A 15,066-nucleotide genomic window follows, 5' to 3' on the forward strand; every position below is an offset into this window, starting at 1 on the left:
CACGGGGTGGTGGCCATGCAGACGGCCGATGTGGCGATCGTGGGAGCGGGGCTCGCCGGGCTTTCGGCCGCCACGCTGCTCGCCGAGCAGGGTCTCGGCGTGGTGGTCTGGGAGGCGGCCGACGACGTCGGCGGGCGCGTCCGCACCGATGAGGTCGACGGGTTCCGCCTGGATCGCGGCTTTCAGGTGCTACTGCCGTCCTACCCCGAGGTCCGGCGCCAGATCGACCTGCCGGCGCTGCGCCCGCGGCCGTTCCTGCGCGGGCTGGTGCTGCGCGACGGTGTCCGGTCGGTGGTGCTCGGTGATCCGATGGGGGGCGCGGAGGCGCTCGCGGGCCTGATCCCGGGCCGGGCACTGCGGGCCGCGGACCTGGCCCGGCTGGCGGCCCTCACGGCACGTGACCGCCTGCGGCCGCCGTCGACGCTGGTCGCCGGGCCCGAGCGCAGCACCCGCGAGGAGCTGCGGGCCCGTGGTCTGTCCGACCACGCGATCGACGGGGTGCTCGCACCGTTGCTGCGTGGCATCTTCCTGGAGGAGGATCTCGCGACCTCGGCCCGGTTCTTCCACCTCGTCTGGCGCAGCTTCGCCAGCCGGGCGCCGGTGCTACCGGCCGAGGGCATGGCGGCGCTGCCCCGCCAGCTCGCGGCCCGGCTGCGGCCGGGCACGGTGCGGCTGAACTGTCCCGCCGACATCGTCACCCGCGGCGGCGTACGTTCCCGCGACGGAGAGTCACTACGGGCCAGGGCGGTGATCGTTGCCACCGACGGCACCACCGCCGCCCGGCTGGTGCCGGGGATCACCGAACCGGCCTGGCACGGCGTGACCACCTACTACTTCCGGGCGGACGAACCGCCGCTGCGCCGCGGCGCGCTCGTCGTCGAGGGGGCCGTCGACGCCCGGCAGCCGGCGCGCTCGTCCCGGACCGGACCGGTGGTCAACACGGTGGTTCTCAGTGAGGTGGCGCCCTCGTACGCGCCGCCGGGGTCCGCGCTGATCGCCGCCTCGGTGCTGGGCGTGCCCGAGGACGCCCCGGCCGCCGCGGCGGCGCTCGGGCCGCTCGACCTCACCGACCCGCTGCGCGCGACCGGCCCGCTCAGCCTGACCGGCGAGCACAGCCTGACCGACCCGCACAGCCTGACCGACCCGCACGCGACGGCCGCGGCGCAGTCCGGCAGCGAACGGGCCGTGCGTGCCCATCTCGGCGCCCTCTACGGCGCCGACACCGCCGGGTGGACCCTGCTGGCCACCTATCCGGTGGCGCGGGCGCTGCCCGACATGACCAGCCCGCGCGTGCTGCGCCGGCCGGTGCGCACCCCGTCCGGCGTCTACGTGTGCGGTGACCATCGGGACACCAGCTCGATCCAGGGCGCCCTGTTCTCCGGCCGGCGCGCCGCCGAGGCCGTCCTGGCCGACCTCGCCGCCGCCCGCCCCGCCCCCGCCGCGGACGGTACGAGCAGGTGGACCGAGGTCAGCGACGCCGACGCGAGCGTCTACGCCGACGTCGCCCGGCGACGGTGACGGCTGGCTCTGGACAGCACCCCGTTCCGCCAAGGCGGCCTGGAGCGGAGTTCGACGTCGGCGCGATGTCCCGCCCTGTCGGGCTCTAGCCCTCGGGTTGGCGGCCGATCGGCGGCCGTGCGCCTCGTCGAGTAGAGAGGAGGCGATTCGGGCCGCCTCCTCCGGCTCGGGCCGGCCGCCCCGGAGGTAGGCGAGAGCGAGGGTGAGCGCCGCGTGGTGTGACTCCTCGGCCGAGAAGTCGCTACCTCGCCGCCGGTAGCCCTCCACTGCGAGGGCGGCCCATCGGCGGGCCTCGTCCGCCTTGATCTCGTGTGCGGTGTGCTCCATCACCGCCTCGCGCCACATCGCCAGCAGGCGTCCCTCGGTATGCAGCTGGTCATGGGCGTCGGGGTCGTCGGTGACGTGGGCTCGCCGCGGGCGGCGCCGGCGCGGTTCCGCGGAACCGTCAGGACCCGTGTCAGGCCCTTGCGGTGGCGGTCGCACCGCAACGCGGCCGACGGTGGGCACCGCCCTTGATCACACGTAAGTACACGCTCTGACTGGACCTTTGGTGCACACTCGGTCGAGGTCTACCCGCGTGGGTGATGATGAAGTCCGGCGTCGGCGCTACGATCTGTCCGTCTGTAGCACGATGTTCACCCCGTGGGGTGGTTCACCTGGATGAGAGCACGAGTTCCCTGGCCCGCGGCCTGCTGGACGCCGCGCCGGACGCGATCGTGGGCGTCCGGGCGAACGGTCGGATCGCCCTGGTCAACGCGCAGGCCGAGCGTCTGTTCGGCTACACCCGAGAGGAACTGCACGGCGAGCCCGTCGAGATCCTGATCCCCGAGTCCGGCCGCCACCTCCACCCGCACCACCGCAGTTCCTACCTGAGCGACCCGCAGCCGCGGCCGATGGGCGCGGGGATGGAGCTCGCCGGCCGTCGGCGCGACGGCAGCGAGTTCCCGGCGGAGATCTCCCTGTCGGCGATCGAGAGCGGCGACGGGCTCCTCATCACGGCCGCGGTCCGCGACGTCACCGAACGCAAACGAACCGAGGCCAAGTTCCGCGGCCTGCTGGACTCGGCGCCGGACGCCATCGTCGCCGTCCTGTCCGACGGCCGGATCGCGCTGGTCAACACTCAGGCCGAGCGCCTGTTCGGCTACAGCCGCGACGAGCTGCACGGCCAGTCGGTGGAGATCCTCGTGCCGGAGGCCGGCCGGAGTCACCATCCGCAGCATCGTGAACGCTACTTCCATGATCCGCGGCCACGACCGATGGGCGCCCAGATGCAGCTCGCCGCCCGCCGCCGCGACGGCAGCGAGTTCCCGGCGGAGATCTCGCTGTCCGCCCTGGAGACCGAGGACGGCCTGCTCGTCTCGGCGGCGATCCGGGACGTGACCGACCGGCTGGAAGCGCAGGCGGAGCGGGAACGTCTGCGCGCGCAGGCCGAGCGCAAGCGGATCGAGGCCCAGCTCCACCAGTCGCAGCGGCTGGAGAGCCTCGGCCAGCTCGCCGGCGGCGTCGCGCACGACTTCAACAACCTGCTCGGTGTGATCATCAACTACACCGCGTTCGTCGGCGAGGTGGTCGCGACGGCGGCCGAACGCGACGGCGGCCAGTGGGAGGCGGCCCACCGCGACATCGAACAGGTCCAGCGGGCCGCCGAACGGGCCACCCAGCTCACCCACCAGCTGCTCGCCTTCGGCCGCCGGGAGGTCGTCCAACCGCGGGTGCTCAACCTCAACGACGTCGTGCACGACATCGAGGAGATGCTGCGCCGCACCCTCGGGGAGCACGTCGAGCTGATCACCCTGCCGGCCGCCGATCCCTGGCCGGTCTTCGCCGACGCCGGTCAGCTCGAACAGGTGCTGGTCAACCTGGCCGTGAACGCGCGCGACGCGATGCCGGGCGGCGGCAAGCTCACGATCGACACCTCGAACATCCTCGTCCACGAGGACATCGCCGGCGACCGGCCCGGCCTGAAGGCCGGCCGGCACGTCAACCTGCGCATCAGCGACAGCGGCAGCGGCATGGCCCCGGAGACGGTCAGCCGCGCCTTCGAGCCGTTCTTCACCACCAAGCGCAAGGGAGAGGGCTCCGGCCTCGGCCTGGCCACCGTGTACGGCATCATCACCCAGGCCGGCGGCCACGCGGAGATCTTCTCCGACGTGGGTCTGGGGACCACGGTGAGCATCCTGCTGCCGGCGGTGGACAGCGTCGCCGCGACCCCCGAACCGATCTCCGACGGGGCCATTCTCACCGGCGGCGAGACGATCCTCGTCGTCGAGGACGAGCGGGCGATGCGCGAGGTCACCCGGCGTCTGCTGGCTCGCAACGGCTACCAGGTCATCACCGCCGCGGACGGGCACCGCGCCGTCGAGCTCGCCGTGAGCCACCCCGCCGAGATCCATCTGCTGCTGACCGACGTGGTCATGCCGCAGGTCCTCGGCCGGACCGTGGCCACACTCGTCCGCCGGCACCGACCGGGCATCCGCGTGCTGTTCATGTCCGGTTACGCCTACCCGGTGCTGGCACACAACGGGACCCTCGATCCGGGCCTGACGCTGCTGGGCAAGCCCTTCTCCGAGCAGATGCTGCTCGCGAAGGTGCGCGACGTCCTCGACAACCCGATCGAGCACTGAGTGCACCACGAAACGGCCGCCGGGCCGCTCCACCGGCCCGGCGGAGCCGCCCACCAGGTCAGGAAGCGGCGGGCGGGGCGGGTTGCGGTCGTTCTGCACGGTCTGAGCCAGGGGATCGTGCACACCGCACCGCAACGGCCTCCCGCGCGTCGTGGTCGGCCGTGACCGGGAGGCTTGGCTTGGCTTGGCTACTTGGTTTGGCTCGGCTAGGCGCCGGGGCGGTCGAGTCGGAGCGCGGCGCTCCAGCCGCCGGTGGCGGGGTCGTGGCGCAGCTCGACGCCGAGCAGGTCGGCGACCGGGCGCAGCCGAGCCGCCCGCGCCGCGTCCGCGGGCGGCTCGTACCCGCCCGGCCGAACCCGCAGCCGCAGGTCGACCGCGGCCGGCGCGGAGCGCACCGCGAGCCAGGCATGCTCGCCGGTGCCCACCGGATCGCTCGCCATCAGCAGCAGCTGCGCGGCGGCCAGCACCACCGAGATCTCCGCGCGGGTGGGCGGGTGGTCGTCGACCTGGAGATCGGTGTCCAGGCGGGTGACCAGCAGGCCGGCGATCCGCAGGGCGAAGCCCGCCGCAAGGGACCGGCGCGCGTCGTAGCCGAGTCGGAAGGCGCCCGGCAGGAGCTGTAAACCACTCGTTGTCGACCGCAGATGGTGCTCGATCCCGGCGACGCGGTCCGCGAGGTCGCCGGACAGCCGCCGCCGGACGCTGGCCAGTTCGAGCAGGACGGCGGTGAAGTCCTGCATCGGGCCGTCGTGCAGCCGCTCGGCCAGCGCCCGGTGCCCGCGCTCCTGCAGGGCGACCATCAGGTGGAGCAGGTCGAGCGCCGGGGCGGACGGGGAGCCGTCCGGTCCCGGTGAGCGGGGGACGGGGCAGGCCGGGGTCCGCGCCGGAGCGGTCTGCGTCGCGGTCGCCGGTTCGTCGCCGTCGGTCTGTGCCGTCACCCCCCGTCGGCTCCGTATCCCCCGTCGGCTTCGTATCCCCCGTCGGCTTCGTGTCTCCGGTCGGCTTCGTGTCTCCGGTCGGCTCCGTGTCCCCGGTCCACGCGGAGGACCTCGCGAACCGCGGCGACCAGCTCGTCGGCGGTGAACGGCTTGGTCACCACCGGGAGCCCGGCCGGCACCGGATCCAGCCCGGCGGCCCCGGTCAGGACCAGGCAGCGCGCGGTGACGGCCGGGTCGATCCGGCGCAGCTCGTCGATGAGATCGGCGCCCGAGCGGCCGCCGAGCCGCAGATCGATGAGCAGCACGTCATGGGCGGCGGCGTCGAGCAGCAACGCCTCCTCGACGGAGCCCGCGGCGCTCACCCGGAACCCCTCCGCGCACAGGATCCGACCCAGCAGCGCGCGCAGCATCTCGTTGTCGTCGACGACGAGCGCCGTCGGAGCGTCCATTTCCCCACCAGCCTCAGCCGCCGCATCCGCCCAGCACACGTCCCCTCCGCCGCAACGGTACCGGTAACCGGCCGGGCACCAGGGGCTCCCGCCGACACTCGCCGGCAGGGGGGCCGGCCGGCCGCGCCGTGGCCGCGCCCACGGGCGGCGTGTGAGCCGCATCACCCCTGCAGCGGTCGGTCCTTATGGGCCGCCGCCGGTCAACAGGTCGTCGAGCTCCGCGCGCGTCGGCATCGCGGGTCCGGCGCCCGGACGCTGCACGGCGATGGTGGCGGCGAGGTTCGCGTGGAACAGGGCCGTGGCCGCGGGCAGACCGCCGGCGAGGCCGGCGCCGAACGCTCCGCAGAAGCAGTCGTCGGCTCCGGCCGTGTCGACGACCGGGACGCGCCGCGCGGCGAGGGTGACGACCGTCCCGGCGATCCGCGCGCACACCCCGGCGCCGCCGAGGGTGACGACGATGTTGTCGTTCGGCCCGGCGCCGTCGGCGAGCAGGCCGCGCACCTCGACGAGGGCCTGCGGGCCGGGCAGCGAGCCGACACCGACGGCAGCCGGGACCAGGCCCGCGAACTCGTGCTCGTCGAGCAGGATCACGTCGGCGGCAGCGAGCAGGTCGGCTTCGGTGAACCGGCCGGCATCGGTGAACGGGTCGGCCTGGGTGAACCGGCCGGCTTGGGTGAACGGGTCGGCTTCGGTGAAGGGGCCGGCCGCGGTGAACGGGTCGGCCGCGGCGGGCTGGCGCGGGACCGCGTTCAGCGCGACGGGCCCGCGCGGGGCCGCGTTGAGCACCGTGCGGGCGCCCGCGGCGCGGGCGCGGGTGAGCGCGGTCGCGTTCACCGCCGCCGGGATCTCGTTCTGCAGCAGCACCACGTCACCCGGGCCCAGCCGCAGCGCATCCAGGCCGCCCGCCGACACGGCGGCGTTGGCGCCCGGCACGATGACGATCACGCTCTCGCCGGCCTCGTCGACCGTCGTCACGGCCGTCCCGCTGGGTCCGTCGACGACCGCCAGCGGGGTGACGTCGACCGCCTCGCCGCGCAGGAACTCCCGCAGTGCCGAGCCGAAACCGTCGGAGCCGACGGCGCCCACCATGACCGTCTCGGCGCCCAGCCGCCGTGCCGCCACCGCCTGGTTCGCGCCCCTGCCGCCGGGGGACAGCGTCACGGCGCTCCCCGTCACCGTCTCGCCCGGTCGGGGGATGCGGGCCACGCGGGTCGTCACGTCCATGCTGGTCCAGCCGACCACCACGACCCGTCCCACCGCGCGCCTCCCGCGACCTGGTCACCGGCGTGCCGCCTGGGTGTCGCCGGCGGCCGGGCCTGCCCATCGTGGCAGAGCCGGGCGGCGGCCGGAGGCTGGACGGCCGGGTACCGTCCGGCCGGGCGCGTGGCCGAGCGGCGCGTGGCCGAGCGGCGCGTGGCCGAGCGGCGCGTGGCCGAGCGGTGCGTGGCCGAGCGGTGCGTGGCCGAGCGGTGCGTGGCCGAGCGGCTGGTGGCCGATCAGCGGGTGGCGGGGAACATCTCCCGCCGGGCCCGGGCGGCGCGCTTCGCCGCGTACATGTCCGCGTCGGCGTGGCGGACGACGAGAGCGGGATCGCGTGGTTCGGTCCCGCCGCCGACGCTGCGTGAGGACGCCAGCCCCACGGTCGCCCCGACGACGATGGCGTGGCCGGCCGAGAGGATCGGGGCCGCGACGGTCTCGCGCACGCGCTGGGCGATGTGCCGCAGGTCGTCCGCGTCGACGTCGGGCAGCACCAGGACGAACTCGTCGCCGCCGAGACGGAACGCCGTGCCGTCCGACGGCTGCGCCCGCAGCACCTCGGTCAGCCGGGCCGCGATGATGCGCAGCACGTCGTCGCCCGTCTGGTGGCCGAAGGTGTCGTTCACGGGCTTGAAGTGGTCGAGGTCGACGAGCAGGATCGCGAAGGGCGAGCGCTGCTCGGTCAGGTGGTCGAGCAGCTCGGTGAGTGCCACCCGGTTCGCCAGTCCCGTCAGCGGGTCGCGGGTCGCCCGTTGCCGCAGTTGTTCCTGGAGCTGGCGCCGCTCGCCGACCTCGTGGCAGGTCAGCAGCAGGCCGCCGTCCAGGTAACCGGGCCCGGAGGCGGCCCGCCAGGCACCGGCCTCGATGTCGAACCACCGGTACCCACCGTCGGCCGTGCACAGTCGGACGTCCAGCAACGACGCGGGGTTCCCTCGAAGCCGCTCGTCGAGGAAGCCCCGTAGCCAGTCCCGGTCCTCGGGATGGACGAGCTCGAGCAGCGGCAGCCCGATCCTGGACTGGACCGGGTAACCCAGCAGGCTCTCGATCGCGGAGCTGATGAACGTCGGGGAGCCGGCCCGGTTCAGGTTGATGATGATGTCGTGCGACTCGTGCAGCAGGGTCTGCAGCCGCGCGCCGTCGCGCCGGATCGCCTGGTCCTCCCGCAGGATCGCCCGCATCAGCCCCGCCACGGTGACGACGACGATCGAGACGAGCAGCAGGTCGCTGAGGGCGTGGTTCGGCCGCGGCCCCTCCGCCGCCCCGCGGCCGTCGCGCCGCACGACGAGGTACGCCGGCATGGGGCTGGCGGGGATCCTGGTGGCCGTCGCGACGCGACCGCCGCCGTGGCTGTCCAGCACCGTCACGCGTCGGCTGTGTCCGGGCGTGATCGGGCGCAGCTCGTCGGGGTCGACGACGGTCCGCCCGACCGTGGCGGCGTCGTTCGACATGACCGCCCGGCCATGCGCGTCGACGACGCTGATGGTCATGCCAAGGTCCAGCGCGGCCGCGCTGGCGGCCGCCGCGGTTGTTCCCCGGCCGAGGGTGCGGGCCATCTCCGCGGCCGGCGACCCGTGCAGCGTCCGGCCCAGTACCAGGAACGCGGCGCTGCGTCCGGCACGCCGGACGGGCACGACGCTGTAGATCCGGGCCCCACCGGACTCGTCGAGGGCCGGCAGGCTCAGGCCGCCGCCGCGGGCGGACGCCCAGATCCGGCTGTGCGCCGGGAACGGCACCGCCGCCCCGGGCGGCTGGACCGCCCGGGGGTGGCCGTCGAGGTCGACGAGGGCGAGCAGGGTGCCCGGCGTCGACAGGCTCGGCCCGGCGACGGCGGCCAGCGTCCGGGCGTCGGCCGCGGGGTCCGTCAGCGACCACGGCAGTCGGGAGACCGGGTCGATGAGGTACCGGGGCTGGCTCAGGTCGGCCGCGAACCCGGCGAGACGGAAGGAGAGGGCATCGCTGTCGGTCACCCGCTGGGCCTCGGCCCGCCGCCGGTTGGCGTTCTCGATCCCCAGGGTGACCACGGTGGTGGTCAGGATCACCGAGCCCAGGACCAGTAGCGGAAGCGCCCGGGTGAGGTGGGCGCGGACGCTGGTCCGCCGCTGCCGGGACCGCCGCCGCGGGTGCGTCCGGCTCCGCGGCCCGAGCTGGGACGGCGCCGCCGCACCGTCGGCCGTCTCGCCGGGCTCGGCGCCGGCACGGGGACCGGTCGGCTCGGCCGGGTCCGCTGCGGGCGCCGGCCGAGCCGTAGCGGACTCGATCTCGTCCACGGTGACGTCGAGGAGCTCGACCAGGAGAGGCTCGGAGATCGCGAACTCCACGGCGTCCACCCCGACCACACCGGATTCCGCGACGACACCGGACTCCGCGACCGAGCCGGGTGGGCCCGGCGTCGCCACCGCATAACGCCCCGGTCCGACCTGCTTCGCCCGGTACATCGCCTGGTCGGCCGCCCACAGCAGCTGCTCGGGTCCGCACGGGCAGGCACCCGCCAGGGCGATCCCCACGCTCGCACCGATCCGCACCTCGTCGCCGTCGACGAGGATCGGCTGGCCCAGCGCCTGGATGATCCGGGCGGCGACCGCCCGCGCGCCGGGCCCGTCGGTGCCTCGCAGCAGGATGCCGAACTCGTCGCCGCCGAACCGTCCGCCGGCGTCGCCCGCGCCGAGTTCGGACCGCAGCCGTGCGCCCACCGTCTGCAGTACCTGGTCGCCGGCGGCGTGCCCCAGGGTGTCGTTGACCTGTTTGAACCGGTCGAGGTCGACGAACAGGACCGCGACCGAGTCGGCCGGCCGCGCAGAGGTGGCAGAGGCAGAGGCGGCAGAGGTGGTGGCGGCAGGAGCAGTGGCGGCAGGAGTGGTGGTCGCAGGAGTGGCGGCGGCGGTGGCGAGCTCCTCCTCGAAGGCCGACCGGTTGAGCAGCCCGGTCAGCACGTCGTGGCCGGCCTGGTAACCGAGCTGATCGAGCAGCCGCTTGCGTCTGCCGACGGCGTGGCAGGTGATGAGGATCTCGGGTGCGCCGGCCTGCCGCGGCAGCCGGCGCGCGGCGACGTCGAACCAGCGGTGGGTGCCGGCGGCCCGCGTGAGCCGGATGTCGAGCAGCGATCCCGCGGTCGGATTCTCGATCAGGCACAGCAGCCGCGCGGCGTCGTCTGGATGGGCCAGCTCGGTCAGCGACCGCCCCAGCCAGGGTTCGTCCGGGTGGCCGAGCAGGGGGACGATGGCCGGGCTGACGAAGGTGAGCCGGCCGGCCGGGTCGGTGACGAGGACGATGTCGTGCGCCGCCGCGAACAGCGCCCGCAGCCCCGCCCGGCTCCGCTGGGCGGCGGCCTCGCGCAGCAGCCCGAGGAAGACGATGCACAGCACGCCGGTCAGCGCGACCGCCAGCAGCGTCAGGTTGCGCCGGTCGCCTCTGGCCCGCAGGTCGGCGTAGAGCGATTCGGTGGGCTGCTGGAAGTAGGTGAGATATCCGGTCGCCGGCTGCAGCGCGGTGATGTGGGTGATCGTCCCGTCGGGGCCGGAGGTGCGCCAGATCCGCGGGCTGCGGCCGGGGGCACGGGAGCGGCGCAGCTCCGCGGCCGCCAGCATCTGCCGGCCAGGCAGCGCAGGGTCGGTCGAGGCGATCGGGACGCCGTGCTGGTCGATCGTCGACACACTGCCGCTGCCGGCCCCGAGCATGGTCGCGATGCCGCTCGAGAGCCGAAGATTGATCTCCTGGGTGGAGACGGCCACCAGGACGGCCCAGGGCCGCGGCGACCCGACCGGAACCACGGTGGCGCGCACCGGCGCGTCGGCGAGCGTGAAGACGGGGGAGACGGCGCCCCTGCCGGCCCATGCCGACGACAGGGCCGGGCCGAGGGCGCGCGGGGTCACGACGCCGCCCACCGGGTACGCGGCGGTGACGGTGCCGGCCCGGTCGAGCAGGGCCAGCAGCCGGGTGACATCGCCCGACGGCGACAGCTGCAGGCCGGGGAGGAGATCCGCGTTGGTGGCGCGGTCGTCCGGGCGGAAGGGGACGCGCGCGACCGCGGCCGACAGCCCCGCGGGGGAGTCGGCGTCGGACTCCCACTGCGCGAGGCGCTCGACGAGCCTCGCCCGGGCCGCCAGCCGCGATCCCTCCTCCCGGTGCAGCAGGTTGGCACCCACGTGGAGGGCCAGGGTTCCGAGCACCAGAATGGCCAGCAGGATGGCCAACGACGAGAGGAATCGCCGCCGGTGAGCCCGCCTGCGGTGGGCCGGCCTGGAGTGGACCGCGACCGCGGCCGTGCCGGGGCCGAGTGATCGTCGCCCCCCGATCCGGCCACCTCTGATCATCTTTCGCGCCCCGCCCGACAACGCTGCCCGGACTCGACGGATCTCACCGTGAGTAAACGTATTCTGATTTCCGGGCGGCGAATCCTCCCGGTTGTGGGTGAGCATACGAGTATCCGCGCCGCGAGTTTCATCGGCCGCCGCGCATCCGGTATCGGCCGGGCCCGCGCGTGTGCGGCGCGCAGCAATGGGATGGATGTCGACGCATGCCGGTCCGCCGGAGCGGATTCCCTGTCGGCAGAATGACGGATACCGAGAGTCGTCTCGTCGATACCTGCCGTCGCTCCCGAGGGGAGCCGGTCCTGATAGCGTCAACCATGTGTGTTCGACCGTGACGCAAGGTGTCGTGTCGACGGCGAATTGTTGTCGTGATGCTGCCACCGCTCGCGATCGTGCCGGCGGGGCCGCTGTTACTTTCGGTGTTCCTCGGGACTCTCCGTAGCACCCGGGAGGTCTAGCCCGTTCGAGCATCGCACAGCATGATCACGGGATCACGGCGTGCTCCGAGCCTTCGTCGGAGATCCGGTCGGGCCCGGCGGCCTCGCCCCGCGACGGACCCGCGCCGGCGGGCGGGCGCCCTGGTCCGCGCGCCCCGGGCGGGACGACGCCGGAGTGGGCTGCCCGGCCGCCCGCGTTCGTTCCCGGCGGTTCGGATCCATCGCGCTCCGGTCGTCCGGTAAATGCGCGATCCGGCCCCCGAAGATGGGCTGCGAATTGTCCGGAAGGCGGTTATATACCGCCGGGAGGGCGGTTTCCCTGGTGGCTGTCGGGCACCGGCAGCCAATATGTTGTTCTCGTTTGCGGGATCGGTGGACCGTCGAGGGAGGGCACGCCGACCGCCGACCACCGACCACCGGTCTCCCGTGCCGAGGGAGCGCCGTGGCGGGGCGCGAGAGGAGGAGCGGAGATGAGCTCGTCGATCGAGGCGCGGCTGCCCACCGGGGCCTCACGGTCGTCCCCCGGTCGAACGCACGAGGTGACGAACCAGCCCCCGCCGCTGGTCGGCCACGACGCGTCCGCGGACCCGGCGCTGCTGACGGCCCTGGTCCGGGAGGGCGCCGGCTGGCACACGGATGCCCTGCGCCGCCTGGGCCGGCTGGCGGGCACCGAGCAGGCTCGGCGCTGGGCGGAGGAGGCCGACCGTTTCCCGCCCGAGCTGCGCACCCACGACCGTTACGGCAACCGCGTCGACGAGGTCGACTTCCACCCGTCCTGGCACGCGCTGCTCGAGGTGGCCGTGCGGGAGGGGCTGACCGGGGCGCCGTGGCGGGACCCGCGCCCGGGCGCGCACGTCGCGCGGGCGGCGAACATCCTCGTCTGGGGCACCGTCGAACAGGGCCACCTCTGCCCCGTGTCGATGACCTACGCCGTGGTCCCGGCGCTGCGGGCCGCGCCCGACCTCGCGGCCAGATACGAACCATTGCTCGCCAGCCGGATCTACGACCCGGGGCTGCGCCCGCCGGAGGGCAAGGCGGGGCTGCTCGCCGGCATGGGCATGACCGAGAAGCAGGGCGGTTCGGACGTCCGGGCGAACACGACGACGGCGACGCCGGCCGCCGACGGCACCTATCGGCTACGAGGCCACAAGTGGTTCACAAGTGCGCCGATGAACGACGTCTTTCTGGTCCTGGCGCAGGCACCCGGCGGACTGTCCTGCTTCTGGGTGCCGCGGGTGCTCCCCGACGGCAGCCGTAACACCTTTCGCATTCAACGGCTGAAGGACAAGCTCGGCAACCGCAGCAATGCCAGCAGCGAACCGGAGTTCGACGACACCGTGGCCTGGCTGGTCGGGGCGGAGGGGCGTGGCGTTCGCGTCATCATCGAAATGGTGGCGATGACCCGGCTCGACGCCAGCCTCGGGTCCGCGGCCGGGATGCGGGCCGCGGTCACGGCGGCCGCGCACCATGTGCGCCATCGCCGGGCCTTTGGGACCCGTTTGATCGACGCCCCGCTGATGCGCAATGTGCTGGCCGATCTCGCCCTGGAATCCGAGGCGGCGACCACCTTGGTGTTGCGGGTCGCGGGAGCCGTCGACCGGGCGGCGCGCGGCGACCGCGACGAGCAGGCGTTCAAACGCCTCGCGACGGCCGTGGCGAAGTACTGGGTGTGCAAGCGGGCGCCGGGCGTGGCCGCGGAGGCCCTCGAATGCCTCGGGGGAAACGGCTATGTGGAGGAGTCGGGCATGCCACGGCTCTACCGGGAGGCGCCCCTCAACGGCATCTGGGAGGGCTCCGGCAACGTCAATGCGCTCGACGTGCTCCGGGCGCTCGATCGGGAACCGGACGGCCTCGACGCGCTGTCCCGGCAGATCGAGGCGGCCCGCGGCGCGGACGCCCGGCTCGATCGGGCCTGGGACCGGTTGCGCGCGCAATTGCCGAAGGCGGCGGCCGACCCCTTCGCCGCGCGCCGTGTGGTCGAGCGGTTGGCACTCGTTATGCAGGGTTCTTTGCTTGTCCGGCATGCGCCGCCCGCCGTTGCGGATGCGTTCTGCGCGAGCCGGTTGGCCGGTGACGGGGGTCTCGCTTTCGGCACGTTGCCGTCGGGGGTTGATGTCGCAGGTATCCTCGACCGGATTGCTTCGGTGGATACGCCTACCGATTCAGTCGGTGATATCCGTCACGGGCAGGATGATGGCAGAATCTCTTTGTAATTCCCTTGCGACGAATAGCGATGGATCGCCCCTAGCCTGGTAGGCGACTGCGCCCGGGGGGTTTCCATGATGTACTTCTGCCTGGCGGTTGCCGGGCTGATACTGATTGCAGGAGTTCTCGGTCTGCTCCGCGGACGAGCCGAGTGGGCATGGATCCACGATCGCCGTCGGGCCGGGATTGTCACCGGCGCCGGCTCGGTGGCTCTCGTTGCGTTCGGGTTGCTCGCGACGCACGGTGTCGGGACCGGCGACGGCGGCGATCACGATCCGGCCTCGAACAGCGTCTTCCTGGTTCCGCCCGGGTCCGGCTCGTCCTCGTCCTCGTCCTCGCCTGGCCGCGGCGGCCAGGCGGACGTCCAGGTGCAGCAGGATCCGACGAAGGGCGACAAGGCCTATGCCCAGCCCACCGACGACGTGACCAACGGCCGCGCGCCGGGCGGCTCGAATCACCCGCCGGCCACCCCGGCCAGCCGGGCGCGGGCCGGAGCTGCGGGCCTGGTGGCGGGCGTGCCCCGGGCGCCCGCCGGACCCCAGCGCGCCGGCGGCGCGAGCACGCCGCAGCGTGGGACGACCGGCCAGCCCCCGAAGACGGACCGGCCACCGGCCGCCTCCCCCGCACGCCCCGGTGGCACGGCCGTCCGGACCACCTCGCCGCCGCGCGGCGGCGGGGCGGGCTCCGCACCCTCCACTCCCACCGGGCCCAAGGGCGGCCAGACCCCGACCGGCAACGGCAACACGGGTGGCTCCGGTGGCTCCGGGGGCTCCGGAAGTGGTGGCTCGGGTGGGTCCGGTGGCTCGGGCGGTTCCGGGTCCGGTGGCTCGGGTGGGTCCGACGGTTCGAGTGGTTCCGGTGGTTCCGGTGGTTCGACTGGTTCGGGTGGTTCGGGTGGTTCGGGTGGTTCGGGTGGTTCGGGTGGCGCGGGCGGCGCGGGCGGCGCGGGCGAGTCCGAGGGCCCTGCCAGGCCCGTGCCGAGCAGACCAACCCCGAGAAGGCCCGCAACGAGCAAACCTGCACCGAGCAAACCTGCCCCAAGCAAGCCCGTGAGCCGGCCCGCACCGACCAAGCCCGCGCCGACCAGGCCTGCAACGAGCAGACCTGCACCGACCAAGCCCGTGAGCCGGCCCGCACCGACCAGGCCCGTGTCGAGCAAGCCCGCGACGGGGAGACCTGCAGCGGGACGGTCCGAGACGGGCAGTCCCGAGACGAGCAAGCCCGTCACAGGGTCTTCCGGCGGTGGGGCGCCTCGCCCCACCGCCGGCTCGTCCATTCCTCGCGCCTCGGCGCGTCCCCAGCCGATCCCGCCGAGCGACGACGGCTCCCCG

Annotated in this window: 8 protein-coding genes; 3 read left to right on the forward strand and 5 right to left on the reverse strand. The window is 73.9% G+C overall.

The genetic code is table 11. The features are described 5' to 3' along the window. Positions 1 to 15 precede the first annotated feature (15 nt). Positions 16 to 1,518 (forward strand): NAD(P)/FAD-dependent oxidoreductase, encoded by a 1,503-nt coding sequence (locus tag FRAAL_RS03305; protein WP_157734113.1) that lies wholly within the window; start codon positions 16 to 18, stop codon positions 1,516 to 1,518. 581 nt (positions 1,519 to 2,099) lie between these two features. Then, positions 2,100 to 4,142: a hybrid sensor histidine kinase/response regulator gene (locus FRAAL_RS03310; RefSeq protein ID WP_011602007.1), complete on the forward strand. Its 2,043-nt coding sequence runs from the start codon at positions 2,100 to 2,102 to the stop codon at positions 4,140 to 4,142. Positions 4,143 to 4,348: 206 nt separating this feature from the next. On the opposite strand, the gene FRAAL_RS03315 is transcribed toward FRAAL_RS03310, so the two are convergent. The 4 genes from FRAAL_RS03315 to FRAAL_RS03330 form a co-directional block, all read right to left on the reverse strand. Then, positions 4,349 to 5,080, reverse strand: coding sequence for a hypothetical protein (locus FRAAL_RS03315; RefSeq protein ID WP_011602008.1), 732 nt, complete (start codon positions 5,078 to 5,080; stop codon positions 4,349 to 4,351). Then, positions 5,077 to 5,529 (reverse strand): response regulator, encoded by a 453-nt coding sequence (locus FRAAL_RS03320; protein WP_011602009.1) that lies wholly within the window; start codon positions 5,527 to 5,529, stop codon positions 5,077 to 5,079. The genes FRAAL_RS03315 and FRAAL_RS03320 overlap by 4 nt, the downstream gene beginning before the upstream one ends. Positions 5,530 to 5,712: 183 nt before the next feature. Continuing rightward, positions 5,713 to 6,786, reverse strand: a complete 1,074-nt coding sequence (locus FRAAL_RS03325; RefSeq protein ID WP_011602010.1) for a ribokinase — start codon at positions 6,784 to 6,786, stop codon at positions 5,713 to 5,715. 239 nt (positions 6,787 to 7,025) lie between these two features. Next, positions 7,026 to 10,976, reverse strand: a complete 3,951-nt coding sequence (locus FRAAL_RS03330; protein ID WP_011602011.1) for a GGDEF domain-containing protein — start codon at positions 10,974 to 10,976, stop codon at positions 7,026 to 7,028. Positions 10,977 to 12,000: 1,024 nt separating this feature from the next. Between FRAAL_RS03330 and FRAAL_RS30180 the strand changes: the two genes are divergently transcribed. Further along, a complete protein-coding gene (locus FRAAL_RS30180) occupies positions 12,001 to 13,743 on the forward strand; it encodes an isovaleryl-CoA dehydrogenase (RefSeq protein WP_011602012.1) in 1,743 nt (580 codons plus the stop codon). 446 nt (positions 13,744 to 14,189) lie between these two features. Here FRAAL_RS30180 and FRAAL_RS03340 read toward each other — a convergent pair whose 3' ends face one another. Further along, a complete protein-coding gene (locus FRAAL_RS03340; RefSeq protein WP_157891974.1) occupies positions 14,190 to 14,438 on the reverse strand; it encodes a hypothetical protein in 249 nt (82 codons plus the stop codon). Between the last annotated feature and the right edge of the window lie 628 nt (positions 14,439 to 15,066).

This window comes from Frankia alni ACN14a (assembly GCF_000058485.1).
Taxonomy (GTDB): Bacteria; Actinomycetota; Actinomycetes; order Frankiales; family Frankiaceae; genus Frankia; species Frankia alni.